Genomic DNA, 16,663 nt, shown 5'->3' with positions numbered 1-16,663 from the left:
TCCGAGTAGTCCTTCATCGCCATCGGCGGTCTTCTCGCTTCCTCCGGATCAAGCAGATCCAGTATCAGCGTGTCCACCACTCAGGGGGAGGCCCCCACCACCGAGGCGATCAGCGAGTACCTCGCTTACCGTCAGCGCCGATGGCCGAACAGAACCAACCCACATCTGCTGATCACCAGGAACACCGCCACCACGACGACGTCGGTGGGCACGTTCTGGATGGACAAACTGGTCAAAGAATTGCCCGTGAGCGTCGACCAGCTGAGGCAGGACCGCATCCTCGAAGAAGCCCTCGCCAACGGCGCCGACCCCCTCCACCTCGCACACGTCTTCTCCCTCGGTGCCAAGGCCAGCCTCCGCTACACCAACGCAGTAGCCGAATCGGAAGCAAAGCAGGCGCCGAACACCCACTGATCTTGAGCCATTTTTTTTGCTCTCTTCTCCACCAGCCGCCACCCTGCCTACAGGCTCAGCACATACCACTGCTTGGCAGACCGGCCACGCAGGTAGAGAAACCGGCCTCGGCCTACAGGGCGTGCATACCCTTGGAGTGGTGATCCGTTGGGCATCGTGAGCACCGCTTCCGAGACCACGATGGCTTCACTGGGGGTCATGCTGCAGTAGTGCAGCCTGTCCCTTCGATCGGAATCACGGGGACCACCGCCCAGAAAGAGAACCTGGTCGCCCTGAACCGCCAAGCCAAGAGGGGATCCCACTGGGTTCTTCCGCACGCTAAGCCGCCCGTTGGCCTGCGCCTCGAGCAGCGGGAAAGAGGGCCAGTAGACGGCCCAGGCAGCTGAGTCGGCGACGTTGAGAGCGTAGACCGTGTCGATGTGCGCGACACCCTGGGGAGGCCAATACCCCCACAGGTGGTTGCCTCCGCTGTCCCATCGGGCCAGGCCGGCCGCGCTGATGGGATCGACGTAGACCCCTTCGTCGTAGTAGGCACTCCAGAGGTTGTTCCGACGGTCCGCCATCATGAACTCCACTGCAGCACCCATAACGAAGTTGCGGCGGGGACGGTCATCACGACCGAAGATCTGAGCGTTGCGCTCCCCGGCGGAACCGCTCCCCTGCAAGACCAGACGGCCATTGGGCAGAGCGTCAAGGCGGTACGGCGTCAAGGCCACGCCTCGCAAGACCCGCTCCTGCACTTCTCCCGCTTCGTTGACGACAACGAGAGCGTCGAAAGGCAGACTCCGGGGCTGAGGTCGGGCTTTCCCGTACGGGTTCGGCGAGAAGACCGCATCGGGGCAGATCAACCACAGTGCCCTTCCCCACGCATCCACCGTGGAAGCCAGGACCCTCCGGTCGTCGTACTGCCGAGGCAACAGTGCGTAGGGACGCAGTGCCACCTTCTTCAAAAGACCACCTCGCGGGGGAAGGAATGCAGCAGCCCATCATCCCAGAAGCCATCGACTCGGTGCACGCAGTACCCGTCCTCCGCCGTCTCAACCGACGCTTCTTACGCAGCAGAGTCGTCTTCGCGTCCCTGAGTTCGCGATTCAGAGCCTTCGGATTTCCTGAACTCACGGAGGATCGGCATCGAGAGCTTCTACTGCCAGCCCGGCATCGAGGGCGCCCACGAGAAGGGCGGCGTCGAGGGTCAGATCGGCTACGACCGGCGCAACCACTTCGTTCCGGTGCCGGAGGTCGAGTTGCTGGTGGAGCTGAACGAGCTGGTCGAGCAGTGGGACCGGCACGACGGGCGGCGCCGGATCGGGTCAAGGACCCGGACGATCAGTCGTTCGGCGACTGGACCAAGACCTTCACCGACCCCCGCCTCTGCACGGCCATCGTCGACCGCCTCACCTTCAAAGGCACCATCATCGAGACCGGCACCGACTCCTACCGCCTTGCCAGCACCCGGGCGCGGGCCGAAGCACCCGCCAAGGCCGGCTGACCGCTGCGGGCTTCAGCTTGATGGTCCTCCACCCCACAGTGGAGGACCATCAAGCACTCTTCCGGGGATGTTCCCCGTGAGCATTTCATCGATGCAGCTGCACAGCCCGACGCCGGTGGAGTCGACCCAGGTGAGCCATGGCACCGGCTGGAGCAGGTCGTCGTATTGACGAGTGCCGGGGTCGGTGAGGAGGGTGCGCAGCTCGTCGGGGGCGGGGTCGGTGACCAGGCACAGCCAAGCCAGGCCGGCGCCGATGCGGACCTCGGGCGGTCGCCCGGGATCCGACCAGAGGCCCCGGGCCCACCTGGGCGCGTGGTCATCCTGGTGTTCGCGGGCGAGTTGGGCGACCGCCAGGATCAAGCTCACCCGGACCACCGCATCGTCTTCCTTCGCCAGCCTGAACCGCAGAGCCGAGGAGACGTGTGAAAGCTCGCCGGTCGCCGCCCGTTGTCGATGTCGTCTTGCCGTAACCACTTCGACAACGTGACCGGATGGATGCCGAGCTCGACCGCGGTCTGTTTGGCCTGCTTGCCGGCGCGAACCAGCGCGATGGCACGTGCCCGGAACTCCGGAGGATAAGGGCGAGGCATGACTGCCAGCCTTCCGTGAAGGACTGTCAGTTAGCCACCAGAACTGGAACCCAGGACCTGGGGCAGGTCAACCTGTCACCCAACCCTGCATCAGCCCCGTCAGCTGGAGAACCACGCTGTCGGTGGCACTGGTTATGGCGTCCAAGTCACCGCTTGGGCCCTGGACATTTCGGGTGAGAGAGGTCCCGGTCTCTTGCACCCAGTCAGGGCTGTCGGTGTCGCCTCCATAGTGGTTCGTTTTGGCGCCGTTCTGGGTCCAGGTGCCGCTGCTGTTGGATTCAGTTGTCCAGGCGGCAAGTCGGCTGGCCGCGTCCAGGGTCCAGGTCCGCCGACTGGTGCCGGAGGTTTGCTGTCGGACGAGGTCGTTGGCGTAGTAGCCGATCGTTGCGCCGGATGCCTGGGTGGTGGTGCGGCCGAAGGCGTCGTAGACCGAGCCGGTGGCAGTCAGTCGGTCTGCGCTGTCGTAGGTGTAGGAGGTGGTGGTGGCGCCGGTGGAGGTGCAGGCCGCGCCGATGTCGCTGATGGCGGTGGCGAGGGCGGTGCGGTTGGTGTTGTTATCGAAGGTGTAGTCGCGGCGGGTACAGGCCCCCGTCGGATCGGTGTCGTCCGCTCTGGTGAGGCGTCCGGCCACGTCGTAGCCGTAGCTGCGCGCCCGGGTCTGGCCCGCGGTGTCGGCGTCGGCCACGACCTGACCCTGGACGCTTTCGTCCGTGGTGTCGGAGGCGACGACGGTGTTGTCGCTGTCCCGGGTGTAGACCCGGGAGATCTCGGCGCCGGTCTCGTCCTGGCCGACGCTCAGGGTGTAGCCGCCGGGCAGGGACTCGGTGACCAGGCCGCCGTCCGCGTCGTAGGTCGCGGCGAACGAACCGACCACGGAGTCGGTGCGGGAGGTCTCCACACCGCGCGGGTCCTTGGACATGTCGTAGGTGTAGGTGGTGGTCGAGGGTGCGGAGTCGGTGGTCTTCACCACGCGGCCGAGGCCGTCGTACTGGGTGGCGGCGGTGTTGCCCGCGCCGTCGTTGTAGGAGATCTCCCGTCCGAGCTGGTCGTAGGTGTGGGTGATGGTCTGCCCGTTGGAGGTGACGGTGGCCACGTCCCCGCTGTCCGGGTCGTACGTGGTCGCGGTGTCCGATATGGCGGTGCCCACCCCGCCGCTGACGGACGTCAGGTTCGGGCGTCCGGCGGGGTCATAGATCGTGGAAGTGGTGCGGGTGACCGAGTTCGCTGTCTCGATGGACTTCGAAGGTTTGCCCCACCTGTCGTACTCAATCGTTTTGGTGGGCAGCTGAGTCGGGTTGGAGCCGCCACCTGTGATCGCGCCGGCCGGTCCTGTGCTGCAGACCAGGTCGGCCCAGTCGAGGCGGCCGTTGCAGGCGCCACTGCCGGTGGCCGAGTAGTACGTCGTCACCGTCGCGCCGGCGTCCGAGCCGGAGGACTTGGGCAGGGTGGTCTTGATGACCCGGCCCTGTGAGTCGTACGACGGGGTGGTCTTCAGCGCCAGCCCGGACGGGTCGGTGACGGTGCTGGTGGGCAGGCCCTTGACCCAGTCGTAGCCGGTGGTCGTGGTGCGCAGGTCGGCGTCCGAGGGGTAGCCGTCTGCGTACGCCCCCACCTTCAACGGGGTCCTGCTCGGGCAACAGACCGCCGATACTTCCTTCAGCTGCTGGTGACCAGCTCGGGGAAGCGCCTGCTCTGGGGCAGTGTGGCTTGGCCTCGCACACCGCCAACTGTCGTTGATACGCGGAATTGGGGTCCGCACATGCGATGGCGAGGTGCGGTGTGGCCCGGCGGCATCCCCCCGAACGCCGGGCCCCACCTCTGCTCGCGGGATGCGATATGAGGCCGACCGACGGTCCCAGGGCAGCCGCGTGGTTCGGTAGCGGTCCCGGCAGCCCTCGAAACGCGAGGCCCCTCCACGCAGGTGAGATCTGGATCGTAGATTGTGCCCATGATCGAGGAGACGTCGTCCGAGCGATTAGAACGGTCACGCACAAGACGGAGGCACGCCGCCCATAAGACGTTGTTTCTCTTGGTGGTTCTCGGGCCGAGCTGTGCAGGGATACTGCTGTGGTGCTGTTGACGTGGATCGACGAGGTGGCGGACGAGCCCCTGGCGTTGGAGCCGGCTGACCGGCGGGTGGAATGGGAGACCAACACCTGGTCGCTGGGTGCGGCGGAGGAGGATAGGAGTTCGTTGTCGGTCGCCGAGGTGGTGGCAGCCTTCGAGCGGACTGCTGCTGCCATCCGGGGACGCATTCGAGATCTGGGTTTTCCCGGGGTGGCGACGTTCTACGTGTGGCACGACGAACAGGCAGGGCAGCTTCGGTGCTCGACCGGTTCTGTGCCCCCGGATGCGTTGCCGTTCCGTAGTGCCTATGTGGCTTCCGACGCCCTCGGTCCGGTCGTCGAGGGATTTCTGTCCGACAGCGAGCCGGGCTGCATCGCCTGGTCGGACCTTGACGACGTGCAGAGTTTCTCGGAGCAGACCGAGACCGAGCCGGATATCAAGCCCTTCGGTGTCTGGGTCAGCAGTGTCGGAGCCTCACACTGACTGCTCCTGCCCGTCCGTACGGACGAGGCGGCGGTGGCAGATGAGGGCTGCGGCTATGCCGACGAAGGCGAGGAAGTGTTCGGCCTTGCGCTCGTATCGGCGGTGGAGCCGACGGCAGCCGGCGAGCCAGGACACGGTCCTTTCGACGACCCACCTATGGCGGCCGAGCCGTTTTGAGGACTCGATGCCCTTGCGGGCGATGCGGTGGCGGATGCCGCGTTTGCGGAGCCAGCGGCGCAGGTGGTCGTAGTCGTAGCCCTTGTCTGCGTGGAGTTTGCCGGGGCGCCGTCGGCGAGGTCCTCGCCTGGACCGGATCGGCGGGATGCCCCGCACGAGTGGTTCAAGGCCGAGGCTGTCGTGCATGTTCGCGCCGGAAATGCCCAGCGAGAGCGGCAGTCCGTTCCGGTCGGTGATCAAGTGGATTTTCGATCCAGACTTGCCACGGTCGGTCGGATTCGGTCCCGTCAGGGGCCCCCTTTTGCAGCGCGCATGCTGACGGAGTCGATCGCGCAGCGCGACCAGTCCAGTTCCCCGCGGGCGCCGAGTTCGTCGAGGACGACGCGGTGGAGCCGGGCCCAGACCCGGGCCCGGCTCCACTGGGCGAAGCGCCGGTAGACCGTCTGCCAACTCGGGCCGAACACCGGCGGCAACTGCCGCCAGGTGCAGCCCGAGGTCGCCACGAAGATGATCGCGGCCAATGCCTCGCGGTCACCCGCTCGACGCCGACCGCCACCCTGCGGACGTATGACCTCCGTCGGCGGCACCACCCGCCGGAACAGCACCCACAACTCGTCCGGCACCAACCGCTCAACCAGATCCGTCATACGCGGTCCAACGAACGATCACGCCATAAGAAACGGTGTCTAAGAGGTCGTTTTCATCTTGAGTGCGACACTCTGAGTTGGTTTGTTCCACCTCTTGGTGTGTTGCTGGTGAGTCTGTGGAGGCGGTTCTTCTCGGTGAGGCTGGTGGTGTGACGCATGGGGTGAAGGTCTGCTTGCGCCCGTCTCATTCCAGGACGCCCAGGTCTGTACCGTGCTTCGACGCGGCAGGATGCACGCCTGGGCGCACGCCCCCGGGCAGCAGTACGTCCAGGTCATGACGGAACGTCGTGCGTATCCGAGTGATCTGTCCGATGCCCGCTGGGAGTTGATTGAGCCGGTGCTGTCAGCCTGGCGCTTCGAGCGTCGCGGCCGGGCTCTGGACTTCGGCCGGCCCCCGAGGCATGACCTGCGCGAGATCATGAACGCGATCCTCTACGTGGATCGCACCGGCTGCCAGTGGGCCTATCTCCCGCACGACTTCCCACCGCATCAGAGCGTCTACGGCTACTTCGCCAGGTGGCAAAAGGACGGCGTCTTCGCCCAGCTCAACGGTCTGCTGAGGGAGTTGGTGCGCCAGCAGGAAGGAAAGAGCCCCGATCCCTCGGCCTGCGTGATCGACGCGCAGAGCATCAAGACTTCCACCAGTGTCCCCGCCAGGAGCCAGGGCATCGATGCGGGCAAGAAGATCGTGGGCCGCAAACGCAGCATCATCACCGACACCCTCGGCCTTCTGCTGGCGGTGCTGGTCACCGCGGCCAGCGTCCAGGACTCCACCGCCGGAAAAACCCTCCTGGACCAGGCCGCCGCCAGCCATCCCGGCCTACGCAAGGTCTGGGTCGACGGCGGCTACCGTCAGCACCTCGTCGAGCATGCAGCCACCCTCGGCATCGACATGGAAATCACTCAACGCAAGCCCGGGACCAGGGGATTCACCCCGATCCCGAAACGCTGGGCAGTCGAGCGGACCTACGGCTGGCTCATGCTCCACCGCCGCCTGGCCCGCGACTACGAAACCCTGCCCGCCCGCTCCGAAGCCATGATCCACATCGCCATGACCGACCTCATGGCCCGCCGCCTCACCAGCGAGAACACCATCTCCTGGCGCGACCCGACACCAGCACACCAAAGGCGCATTCGGGGATGAAACAACAGGATGAAACGACCTCTAAGAAGGCCAAAGGCGGGGGAGGGCTGCTGCGTTCGTCCGCACTGATGGCGGCAGGAACGGTAGTTTCGCGCGCCACCGGACTGATACGGCAGGTGCTGCAGGCCGCCGCACTGGGCACCGGGCTGCTGGCCACCACCTACAACCAGGCCAACACGGTGCCCACCAGTCTTTACTTCCTGCTGATCGGCGGCGCGCTGAACTCCGTTCTGGTCCCCCAACTGGTCCGGGCCCGAGCAGAACACCACGACGGCGGCGCCGCCTTTGAACAACGCCTGGTCACCCTGGTGCTGTGCATACTCGGCGTGGGGACCGCGCTGGCCACGTGGGCTGCCCCTCAGATCGTCAGCGTCTACCAGCACGACACACCCGCCACGCACGACGCGTTCGAGCTGACCGTGGTCTTCGCACGCTTCCTGCTCCCGCAGATCTTCTTCTACGGCGTGTTCAGCATCTTCGGCCAAGTCCTCAACGCCCGGAACCGGTTCGGCGCGATGATGTGGACCCCGGTCCTCAACAACCTCGTCCTGATCACCATGTTCGGCCTCTACCTCGGCATGATGACCGCCCCCGAACAGGTCGCGGACATCACCGGCGCACAGGTCAGGCTGCTCGGGATCGGGACCACACTCGCCCTGGCCCTCCAGGCACTCGCCTTGATCCCCTACGCCCACGCGGCCGGCTTCCGGTTCCGGCCGCGCTTCGACTGGCGCGGCACCGGCCTGCGCAAGAGCGTGAACGCGGCCCGCTGGACCCTGCTGTTCGTGCTGGCCAACCTCGTGGCGAGCACGGTGGTCACCCGCCTGGCCTCCGCCGCCGACGCCGCCCTGCCCCACGACGGCGTCGGCTACACCGCCTACAGCTACGCCCAGCAGATCTGGATGCTGCCCCAGTCGATCGTCACTGTCTCCCTCGTGACGGCCCTGCTCCCGCGCATGAGCCGGGCGGTGGCGGAGCACCGTCTCGACGCACTGCGCGTCGACTTGTCCCGCGCGCTGCGGGTCAGCGGCATCATCATCGTCCCGGCCGCTTTCTTCTTCCTCGCCTTCGGTCCGCAGATCGCTCAGCTGTTGTTCGCCCACGGGGCCACCGACGCCGCCGCCACCGTCCCCCTGGGTCACATGCTGCAAGCCTTTGGCCTGGGGCTGATCCCGTTCTCCGCCCAATACCTCCTGCTGCGCGGCTTCTACGCCTTCGAAGACACCCGCACGCCATTCCGGATGGCGCTGTGGATCAGCAGCGTCAACATCGCTCTCGCCGCAGCCTGCCACTTCCTGCTGTCCCCTCGCTGGGCGGTCACGGGGATGGCCGCCGCCTACGCCCTGTCCTATGCGTTCGGCCTGTTGCTGACGGCCCTGCGGCTGCGGCGGCGCACGGAAGGGCTGCTCGACGGTCGGCGGATCTGTCGCACCTACGCAAAACTGACCGCGGCCGCCACCGCTGCCGGGACTGCCGGGTGGCTCATCGCCCGCTCCTGCAGCCAGAGCGTGACATCAGGCTCTTGGACGCCTGCCCTGTCGTTGGCTGCGGGCGGCATTGCGATGGTTCTGCTGTACCTGCTCTTTGCGCGGCTCTTGCGGATCGGGGAGCTGCGCAGCTTGCCGGGGCTGGGGGGAACCTGGCACGCCGTATGTCCCGTGATCCATTGGAGATGAGCGTCGACGCCGAGCTCTTGTCAGCGCCATGCCGTTCACACCCAGACCAGGGATCTTGTCGGCATCAGCCTGTCGCAGCTACGGATACGAGGTGGTCGATGTCGAGGGCGCGCGCGTCGGTGAAGTACTTGTCGTCGTAGGGGCTGTACCACTCTCCTCCGGTGAGCGAACAGCCCGGGCCCTGTTGCGGGGCGACGACGGCTTCGGCCTTGAGGACCTCCTGCCGGGTGTTGCAGCCGTCGCGGTCCGCGTCGATCCAGTGGCGGAACTTGGTGCGTTCGTAGCCGGCCCGGATTTCGCCCTGGACGGGTAGCGCCCGGAGGGCGTCAAGGACGGGCGCTGCAACAGCGCACACCATCGCATAGAGGGAGTCAGTACGTGAAGGATCCGGTCTTCGTCATCCACGGCGTCGCCAACCGCGATCGAGACGAGTTCGCCACGGCCGTGTCGGCACTCGCCACCGCGGCCGGAGTCGACATGGTGCCGGTCCACTGGGGTGACCTGGGCGCGCAGGAGCAGTTCATCGACGCCGCGCTGCCCGCCTACCAGACGGGTCCGGAGATCTTGCGCGAAGGCGAAGCACCGGAGCACGTCATGGCCGAGCCCCTCCTCGCCCGCCAGCGTAGGCTCCGCCGCACGCTCTCCCGCCCGGCCCGCGCATGGGGCGTGCTGCAGGACGCCACCGTGGGCTACGGGTACCGGCCTCAGCGCGCGGTCTGGCTGCTGGCGGCCCTCTTCGCCGCGGGCACCACCCTCTTCGCCGCCGACCCACCCGCCCCGTCCGGCGACGGCACGCCCCCGGGATTTCAGCCAGCCATCTACACACTTGACGTGCTGATCCCCGTCGTCGACTTCGGCCAGCAGACCGCGTACGCACCGCACGGCGCCCTACGCTGGGCCGTCGTCGCCCTGGTCACCGCCGGGTGGCTGCTCGCCACGACGGTGGCTACGGGGCTGAACCGGGTGCTGCAGCGGAACTGAACGGACACCGAACTGACCGGCAGTGCTTCGGCACGCCGCTGCTCGATGTTCATCGTTTTCGGTGCGGCGGTGCGGGCGTTCTTGAGCCGGATGTCGACCTTCGCGCCCTGGTTGGTGGCGTCCTGTGGGGCCAGGTGGTGCTCGTTCTCGGCAGCCCGCCCGTGGGCGGCGGCCAGGCCCTCCTCCCATGCGACGTCGTAGTGCGACCCACGCCATGCCCAGTTTCTCCAGTTGCTGGACGCGGTCCTCGTCCGTGTCTCTGCGGGCGTGGAAGCGGCGGGCGTCGGCGATCCACTGTCCCAGCGGGAAGTTGGCGAGCGAGGCCGGCCACCCCGTCTCCACCGTCTCGGGGTCCTTCGGCACGCGGTATGTGAAGGGCACCTTCAGGTTGCCGACCTCGCGCGGGTACAGCACGGAGGCCTCGATGCCGCGCCGCCAGTGCTGGTGCTCGGGGTTGAGGACCCGAAGGTTGATGTCTGCCGGTTCAGTTCCTGAGGGCTGTCGTCGTTGTGCTGCTCAGGACATTTGTAGGGGTGCTTGTGCGACACCTGTACTGCAGTGTGTGTGCCTCTTGACACTGCACCACGCCTGTCGGCCTCCGTAGGCTTGGGGCATGTTCAAATCTCGCAAACCAGGACCGGGCGATGCCTGGGAAGGCATCGTTGAGGGCAAGTCGCGGGGCATGCTCGACGGCGCGAACATGTACCACTTCGTCAGGGTGAGGCGTGTGGACGGCCAGTCCATGAAGGTGCGCATCGACCGTGGGCTGTGGAAGTCGGTCGCGGTCGGCGATCGCATCGTGAAGGAGCGGGGTAGCGGCCCGGTCAAGGCGTAACTCCCAGGGTGCTGGACGGAGAACACCTCGCAACGACCCCCCCCCGTGTCCGCGTCGTGGGAGCCATCGCCAAGAGCAGCCGCGTGATCAACGTCCAGTACTACTTCACCGAAATGGTGGCCCTGGGTGACACCGAAGTGGCCGCCATGAAGATCACCACGAGGGCCGGCATCCCCCAGAGCTGGCCCTCCCGTGGCCGCTGCCCGGCAGCGGCCGCATCCCCGGAACGAAGACCTTCACTGAACTTTCCGCGCAGTGCACGTTCAGCGACACGTCAGCGCCAAGCCGGGCCAAGGCGGCAGCGGCTCCACCGATCTGGTGTTCGCTGTTTATCGGCCCTCCATTTCCATTGCCCCGCCGCCCGACGCCACGCTGACCGGCGACCTCACGGGCAACATTTTCGTGCTGGCGCCGCGCTGGGACGCCGCGAAGAGCCTTGCCTGTTCGACCGGCGGCGGCAACCTGGCCGTGAGTGGTGTGGCCACGTTCAGCTACCTGACGGCGCTGACCTGCAGCGCCAAGCCCGGCTCCGGCGGGTGCGGCGCGGCCCGGCAGGTCAAGACGGCGTTCACTCATCCGCAAGACACCAAGCCGTACCTGTCCGTGATGAGGGTGATCGGTCAGGCGCCAGACGGCCCCGCTGTACCTGCGTCACGTCCCAGACGCCTCCATCGAAGGTGACCAACTGCGGGCGCCGGGACGCGGGGTGCCGGGTGTGTGGTGCGGTGAGGAGCACGGCGGGGGCAAGGCGTGCGGTGGTTGCCGGTACGGCCGGCTGACGGGGACCGGCCCGGTACGGGGTGCCCGGTGTGCGGTTCGGTGAGGGCCGTGGTGCGGGGGCCGGGGGTCGGTGGGTGCCGGTCGGGACGTGGGATGTGTGGGTTGGGTGTGGGGGTTAGGGGGTGGGGTGGGTGTGGAGTTCGGTGAGGACGGTGGCGCCTCTGGTGGGGGTGAGGTCGACGGAGGCGAGGACGGAGGGGATGGCGATGCTGGGGAGGATGTGGCGGAGCAGGGTGCTGACGCGGGTGGGGAGGTCTTGGTAGTTGCATTGGGCTTGGGACATGGCCTGGACGCCGGCGAAGGCTCCGACGAGGACGTCGGCGGTTTGTGCGGGGATGACGTGGGGGAGGAGTTCGCCCTGGGCTTGGGCTTTTTCGAGGAGTTCGGTGCCGACCTGGCTCCAGCGTTGGAAGGGTCCGCTGCGGTCGAGTCCTTGGGCTTGTTGGTCGAGGGTGAGGCGTACGCCTGCTCGGACCATGGGGTCGGTCTGCAGGCGGTGGGCGTGCAGGACGACGGTGTCGATGAGTTGCTGGATTTTGCAGGGGCGGTCGGGGACGGGTGTTTTGAGGTCTTGTTCGTGCAGGACGCCTTCGGCGAGGCTTTCTTTGGAGGGGAAGTGGAAGTAGAGGGCGCCCTTGGTCACTCCGGCGGCGGTGAGGATTTCGTTGATGGTGGCGGCCTGGTAGCTGCGTTCCTCGAAGATTCTGGCTGCTGCCGAGAGGATTGCCTGTCGGGTTCGGACTGCCCGTTCCTGTTTCACCATGTCGGCCTCCCCACTGTTGCTGAGCCCGGAGACCCAATAAAAAAACCGTCCAGTTTGTATATTACAGGTGGTTGGCTTTGTGGGTACCCCTGAGGCTGTACGGGATTCAATGAGTTGCGGAAAACCGTCGTGGTGCGGGCGGGTGTGCGGGTGGTGGCGGGGGGCGGGTGCGGTGTTGTGGTGGCGGGGGGTGGTGGTGCGGTGATCCTGGTGACCGGGGGCACGGGGACGGTGGGGCGGGAGGTGGCCGGGCTGCTCCTTGCCCACCTGGGTGTTCGTGTCATGGTCGGGGATCGTGCGCGGGTGGTGGGGGCGGCGGCGAGGGCCCGGGCGGTGGCCGCCGGTGACGGGGGCCTGTGTTTGCCGGCCGGGGCGCTGGAAGGGGGTGGGGGCGGAGTTTTTGGTCGCCACGCGGGTCGGTGGGGGTGACGATGCGCGGTTCGTGCGGGCGGCGTGATTGGCCGGAGTGCGGCGGGTGGTGAGGCTTTCCGCGGCCGCGGTCCTGGACGAGGGGGCGGGTGATCGCCTGGTGGCAGCGTGCCGGTGAGGGGCTGTTGCGGGCCTGGGGTCTGCAGTGGACGCTGCTGCGTCCGCGGGCGTTCGCCTCCAACATCCTGGCGTGGGCGCCGTCGGCCGGCTCGGGGCGTACGGTGCGTGCGCTGTGCGGCGCCTCGGGCAGTGCCGGTGTGGATCCGCGGGATGTTGTGCGGGCGGCGGTGCGGGTGCTGGCGGAGGAGGGTCATGCGGGTTGTGTCTCCACCCTGACCGGGCCCGGGACGGTGACCGTGGCCGGGCGGACGAGGGCAGTTGGGGCGGCTGCTCGGTGTCCCGCTGCGTTTGGAGGAGCTGACCGTGGACCAGGCGGGCCGCGTCGGCCGCCCGTTGTCCGGCGCCGGTGGCCGAGGTGGTGCCGACGCCCCTGGGGCCGAGGTGGCTGAGGGCGGGACCACGGCGCCGTAGGTGTCGGGTGGTTCGGGGGCGTCGACCAGGCCGACGAAGGCGGGGGAGCGGATGGCCGCCGTGGCGTCGCGGTCGGTGAAGACGCCGCAGAGATCCAGTTCGTGCCGGCGGCAGTAATTCGGTGAGGCAGTCGACGAGCGCCGCATGGCGGACCGGGCCACCGGTGATGTGTCGCAGGTAGCCGAAGACCTGCGGGAAGGCGACGCGTCGGCGTTCCGTGATGAGTTCGTCGTCCATGTCCACAGCGTCGGGCGGCGTGAACGGCGTTGAAATGACCTGGTGTTGTACTTCCGTTGCACTTCCCGCCCCGCGTCGTCACCGAGAGTGCTTCGTGGCGGAGGGAGGTGATCCGTGGTCGGCGTGCAGCAGTGGACGGGCCGGGAAGCGAGCGCTCGCGCGCTGTCCTGCGGATGAGCATGCGGGCCTTGGCCGAACACCTCGGCGTCGCGTTGCGTACGGTGGCCAAGTGGGAGAGCCCAGGCGGCGAAACGCAGCCCCGGCCCGGCACCCAGGCGATTGTCGACACCGGGCTCGCTCGTGCCGATGCTGGCGCTCATGCCCGGTTCGCGGGGGTGCTGTTCCCGGAGCGGAAGAACGCAGGGCCGGCGGCCTGCGAGACCTGGACCGGGGACATCGAGCGCGCCGTGGTCTGCGTCAGCCGCCAGGGCTTCCCCTTTGCCTCCGCCCTGTTGAACCGCTGGTCGGGAAGCCGCGACCCACGCGGCTTGGACGACAGGGGCCTTTGTTTGTACGGCCGTTCGCTCGTCTGGCTCGGTGATCTTCAGCGGGACCAGGGCGCGATCCTCGGGCCCGCTTTCCACCCGTGGTGGACCATGGGCTCGCCGGGGAAGGTACTCCTTGGCAGGGCTTTGCAGGGACGCCGTACGACCAGCAGGTCGGGCATCGGGCCATGCCGTACGCGGAGCCGTACCGGCCGTGCGGCGGATGATCCGCTTCCGCCGGCGCCGGCGTCGGTGATCAGTCGTTCACCGCGGAGGTGCTGGAACGTGCGCTGCGTCGACGGGCGCGGACGAGGGCGGCGGCGAGGAGCCCGGTCAGTGCCACGGCCGCTGTGCTCGCGGCCGCGGCCCGGGCCGTCGTACCGAAGCCGGCCGAGGCGCCCGAGGCGCCTGTTTCGCCGATGGCTTCGATGGTGATGGCAGCGGTGCTGTTGTCGGGGTCGGCGTCGTCGCGCAGCCGCTCCGCCGGGGCGTCGACAAGGATCCTGCCGCCGGTGAGCCTGGACGGGTCGTCGATCCGCAGCCTGAAGGGATAGGCGATGTGGAATCCGTCCCGGAGCATGGGTATGTCGAAGCTGTTGGTGTACAGGCCGTATGCGCACAGGTAGTAGGGCTTTCTCGTCCTGCTGTTGCCGAGATCGCAAAGCTGCGGAGTGCTCAGCACGGTCACGCCGTCGGGGAACCGCACGTCGACACGGGCGAACGGGACGCTGTTCTCGGCGTCCAGCTGGGCCTGGACATCGGCACCGTGGAAGTCCAGGGCCAGGTCGGCCGTGACGGTCTCACCCTTCCTGGCCTTGAGCGCGGCGCCCGTCACCTCGAGATCCCACGGCTTGTCCCCGGGCTCGTGCGTCACCAGCACGACCAGGAACAGCCCCCCACCCAACACGGCAGCCAGCACCGCACGCACCCGACCGGGCCGGATTCGCCTGAGCATGTCTCCCCTTTCGGACCTCGCCCCGGCACGGCAGGCGCCAGGGCCGTGCCGACGAGTCCCAGGTGCATCGTCCGCACCTACGAGACGCGTTCGGCCGGCTCAGGGTTGTATCGGGTTTTGTAGGAGGCTCCGAGTTGCGGACCCGGTCTACCAGGCAATTCCACCTGGACCGGTTTCGGTCGTCGGTCCGGGTGTGCCGTCAATTGATGCGCAGAAGTACGGCAACGGGGCGAGGCATGTACAACCGGCTGTGCATGGGGGGCCTTTGACGGTATCTGAGAGCGGGTGTTCACCGTGCTGGTGGCCCGAGCCGGCGCTGATGAGGACCTCGGCCGGGCCATGTCGGTGGACGTGGACTGCTCGAAGCGCGGCCGTCCGTACGGGGCAGGCGTGGCCGCACAGTTGAGGCGCCTCGCTTCCGTGTGAAGATCGCGGCGTGAACGACATGTGCTTCCGTCTCGCCACCCGTGCCGACCTTCCCGCCATCGTCCGCCTGCGGGACGACGCCGCCCGTTGGATGCTCGCTCAGGGCATCAGGGGCCAGTGGCAGCCGGGCGAGTTGGACGAGGATCACTTCCGGCGCGTCATGACGAGCGGAGAGGTCTGGCTCGCGGAGGCCGCCGGCCTTCTGGCCGGGGCCTGGGAGCTGTGGTGGCAGGACGAGGACGCCTGGGGAGCACAGCCGCCAGTGGCCGGCTATGTCCATCGCCTGATGGTGGATCACGGCAGCGTCCCGCCGGGGACGGGGCGATGGCTTCTGCAGGCCGCGGAGCGCCGCGTGGCCGCGACGGGGCGGGCCTTGGTGCGCCTGGACTGCTTGGCCACCAACGCGCCTTTGACTGCGTACTACCTGAACGCCGGGTACGAGGTCGTCGGCCACAAGGCAGGCAAACCGCAGCCAGGAGGTGCGCCCAAGTCGTTCACGCTTCTCGAAAAGGCGGTGCCGGCTCAGGGCGGGTAGGAATCGGCCGTTGCGTGGCGCGGACCGAAGGGCGGCAGGAGGTCATTTCGGTGAGCAGGGCGGGCAGTTGGCGCATGTCGTGAAAGACGACAGTGCCGGGACCTTCGAGCTGTCCGGCCGGGGTGGGCCCGCCGGCGTAGCCGAAGGAGCGCATGCCCGCGGCGCGGGCGGCCCGGATACCGGGTCGGCTGTCCTCGACCACGGCGCAGGCCGCCGGATCGACGCCCATCCGCTGGGCGGCGTGCAGGAACAGGTCCGGGGCGGGCTTGCCGTGGGCGACCTCGGTGGCGCTGAAGATCCGGCCCGCAAAGCGTTCGTACAGCCCGGTGCGGCCCAGGGTGTGCCGCATCTTGTCGTGCGACCCGCTGGAGGCCACGCAGGTCGCGAGGGTGATCATGTCGAGAGCCTCGGGCAGGCCCTCGACGGGGAGGAGCCCGGCGTCCACGGCTTCGCGATGAAGTTCCTCGAACCGCTTCGCCCAGATCCCGGCCGTCTCCTCATCCGTCCGAGCGGCGACCTGCTCGCGGATGGCGGCGTGCGAGCGCCCGATGAAGCGGGCGATGACATCCTCCTGGGTGAGCGGCCAGCCCAGTGCGGCGCCGAGAGCGACCTGAACGCGTACGGCGATGCGTTCGCTGTCGACCAGCACTCCGTCACAATCGAATATCACCAGTTCAATCGGTCTGATCACCTCGGCAGCATAGAGCGTGGCCGGTCACGGGGCCCGACGCTTGGACGCCGAGGAATTGGCGGAGCGCACCGTGTCATCAGCCGGCTCCGAGCGCGGCGCCCGGGCCGTGATCCCGGTCCCCGGCGGACCGGCGCGGCCACCGGCCGCGACGGCGCGGGCGAAAGCCCCCGGTCCCGGCCGGTAGGCCGTACCCGAAGCGAAAGTGCGGCGCGATCGACGGGAGTTGACGGCCCGTCCTGCCCAACTCCGCCCGGCCCGTCCTGCCCAACTCCGCCCGCCGGTCGTCGAACTCCGCCGGCCGGGCAGGCCGCTGTACCGGACCCGGGAC

General features: G+C 67.9%; 17 protein-coding genes and 2 pseudogenes. 9 read left to right on the top strand and 10 right to left on the bottom strand.

Annotated features, from left to right (window positions below):
• Positions 1-69: 69 nt before the first annotated feature.
• On the top strand, positions 70-414 hold the full coding sequence (locus ACZ4N5_RS40225; RefSeq protein ID WP_467761925.1) for a hypothetical protein: 345 nt from the start codon (positions 70-72) through the stop codon (positions 412-414).
• A gap of 47 nt (positions 415-461) precedes the next feature.
• On the opposite strand, the gene ACZ4N5_RS40220 is transcribed toward ACZ4N5_RS40225, so the two are convergent.
• Positions 462-1,355 carry a hypothetical protein gene (locus ACZ4N5_RS40220; RefSeq protein ID WP_467761928.1) on the bottom strand — a complete coding sequence of 298 codons (894 nt, stop codon included), beginning with the start codon at positions 1,353-1,355 and terminating at the stop codon, positions 462-464.
• A 386-nt stretch (positions 1,356-1,741) separates the two neighbouring features.
• Between ACZ4N5_RS40220 and ACZ4N5_RS40215 the strand changes: the two are divergent.
• Positions 1,742-1,903, top strand: a pseudogene (locus tag ACZ4N5_RS40215) (ATP-binding protein); the annotation flags it as partial.
• Positions 1,904-1,915: 12 nt separating this feature from the next.
• Here the strand turns inward: ACZ4N5_RS40215 and ACZ4N5_RS40210 are convergent.
• From ACZ4N5_RS40210 to ACZ4N5_RS40200, 3 genes and pseudogenes are all read right to left on the bottom strand, one after another.
• A complete protein-coding gene (locus tag ACZ4N5_RS40210; protein WP_467761924.1) occupies positions 1,916-2,269 on the bottom strand; it encodes a hypothetical protein in 354 nt (117 codons plus the stop codon).
• A 68-nt stretch (positions 2,270-2,337) separates the two neighbouring features.
• A pseudogene (locus ACZ4N5_RS40205) lies at positions 2,338-2,493 on the bottom strand (transposase); the annotation flags it as partial.
• A 67-nt stretch (positions 2,494-2,560) separates the two neighbouring features.
• Positions 2,561-4,105, bottom strand: coding sequence for a hypothetical protein (locus ACZ4N5_RS40200; protein ID WP_467761923.1), 1,545 nt, complete (start codon positions 4,103-4,105; stop codon positions 2,561-2,563).
• A 455-nt stretch (positions 4,106-4,560) separates the two neighbouring features.
• Here ACZ4N5_RS40200 and ACZ4N5_RS40195 point away from each other — a divergent pair, with 455 nt between their 5' ends.
• Positions 4,561-5,043, top strand: coding sequence for a hypothetical protein (locus ACZ4N5_RS40195; RefSeq protein WP_467761922.1), 483 nt, complete (start codon positions 4,561-4,563; stop codon positions 5,041-5,043).
• Here ACZ4N5_RS40195 and ACZ4N5_RS40190 read toward each other — a convergent pair.
• Positions 5,035-5,867 (bottom strand): IS5 family transposase gene (locus ACZ4N5_RS40190; protein WP_467761921.1). Its coding sequence is split into 2 segments (ribosomal slippage): positions 5,035-5,510 and positions 5,510-5,867, totalling 834 coding nucleotides; the frame shifts between segments, so codons are not numbered across the junction. The genes ACZ4N5_RS40195 and ACZ4N5_RS40190 overlap by 9 nt on opposite strands.
• Positions 5,868-6,141: 274 nt before the next feature.
• Here ACZ4N5_RS40190 and ACZ4N5_RS40185 point away from each other — a divergent pair.
• Positions 6,142-7,011: an IS5 family transposase gene (locus ACZ4N5_RS40185; protein WP_467761920.1), complete on the top strand. Its 870-nt coding sequence runs from the start codon at positions 6,142-6,144 to the stop codon at positions 7,009-7,011.
• Positions 7,012-7,079: 68 nt separating this feature from the next.
• Positions 7,080-8,687: a murein biosynthesis integral membrane protein MurJ gene (gene murJ, locus ACZ4N5_RS40180; protein WP_467761927.1), complete on the top strand. Its 1,608-nt coding sequence runs from the start codon at positions 7,080-7,082 to the stop codon at positions 8,685-8,687.
• A gap of 64 nt (positions 8,688-8,751) precedes the next feature.
• Here murJ and ACZ4N5_RS40175 read toward each other — a convergent pair whose 3' ends face one another.
• On the bottom strand, positions 8,752-9,045 hold the full coding sequence (locus tag ACZ4N5_RS40175; RefSeq protein WP_467761919.1) for a hypothetical protein: 294 nt from the start codon (positions 9,043-9,045) through the stop codon (positions 8,752-8,754).
• A 20-nt stretch (positions 9,046-9,065) separates the two neighbouring features.
• Here ACZ4N5_RS40175 and ACZ4N5_RS40170 point away from each other — a divergent pair, with 20 nt between their 5' ends.
• Positions 9,066-9,668, top strand: coding sequence for a hypothetical protein (locus tag ACZ4N5_RS40170; RefSeq protein WP_467761918.1), 603 nt, complete (start codon positions 9,066-9,068; stop codon positions 9,666-9,668).
• On the opposite strand, the gene ACZ4N5_RS40165 is transcribed toward ACZ4N5_RS40170, so the two are convergent.
• Positions 9,576-10,082 carry a helicase associated domain-containing protein gene (locus tag ACZ4N5_RS40165; RefSeq protein WP_467761917.1) on the bottom strand — a complete coding sequence of 169 codons (507 nt, stop codon included), beginning with the start codon at positions 10,080-10,082 and terminating at the stop codon, positions 9,576-9,578. The two genes, ACZ4N5_RS40170 and ACZ4N5_RS40165, sit on opposite strands and share 93 nt — an antisense overlap.
• A 199-nt stretch (positions 10,083-10,281) precedes the next feature.
• On the opposite strand from ACZ4N5_RS40165, the gene ACZ4N5_RS40160 reads away from it, so the two are divergent.
• Both ACZ4N5_RS40160 and ACZ4N5_RS40155 read left to right on the top strand, forming a co-directional pair.
• Entirely contained in the window at positions 10,282-10,503 is a 222-nt protein-coding gene (locus ACZ4N5_RS40160; protein WP_467761916.1) for a DUF7489 domain-containing protein, read from the top strand.
• Between the two features lie 255 nt (positions 10,504-10,758).
• Positions 10,759-11,184 (top strand): hypothetical protein, encoded by a 426-nt coding sequence (locus tag ACZ4N5_RS40155; protein ID WP_467761915.1) that lies wholly within the window; start codon positions 10,759-10,761, stop codon positions 11,182-11,184.
• Between the two features lie 214 nt (positions 11,185-11,398).
• Here the strand turns inward: ACZ4N5_RS40155 and ACZ4N5_RS40150 are convergent, their stop codons facing one another.
• Positions 11,399-12,046, bottom strand: a complete 648-nt coding sequence (locus ACZ4N5_RS40150; protein WP_467761914.1) for a ScbR family autoregulator-binding transcription factor — start codon at positions 12,044-12,046, stop codon at positions 11,399-11,401.
• A gap of 1,938 nt (positions 12,047-13,984) precedes the next feature.
• Entirely contained in the window at positions 13,985-14,683 is a 699-nt protein-coding gene (locus tag ACZ4N5_RS40145) for a hypothetical protein (RefSeq protein ID WP_467761913.1), read from the bottom strand.
• 445 nt (positions 14,684-15,128) lie between these two features.
• On the opposite strand from ACZ4N5_RS40145, the gene ACZ4N5_RS40140 reads away from it, so the two are divergent.
• Positions 15,129-15,644 carry a GNAT family N-acetyltransferase gene (locus ACZ4N5_RS40140; protein WP_467761926.1) on the top strand — a complete coding sequence of 172 codons (516 nt, stop codon included), beginning with the start codon at positions 15,129-15,131 and terminating at the stop codon, positions 15,642-15,644.
• Here ACZ4N5_RS40140 and ACZ4N5_RS40135 read toward each other — a convergent pair.
• The gene (locus ACZ4N5_RS40135; protein WP_467761912.1) at positions 15,604-16,335 is read right to left on the bottom strand and encodes an HAD family hydrolase; all 732 of its coding nucleotides are present in this window, start codon (positions 16,333-16,335) and stop codon (positions 15,604-15,606) included. The two genes, ACZ4N5_RS40140 and ACZ4N5_RS40135, sit on opposite strands and share 41 nt — an antisense overlap.
• Positions 16,336-16,663: the final 328 nt, after the last annotated feature.

The sequence above is a fragment of the Streptomyces sp. NPDC026500 genome (genome assembly GCF_055567635.1).
The sequence above is the reverse complement of the archived record's forward strand: the minus strand, read 5'-3'. Positions and strand labels throughout refer to the sequence as shown.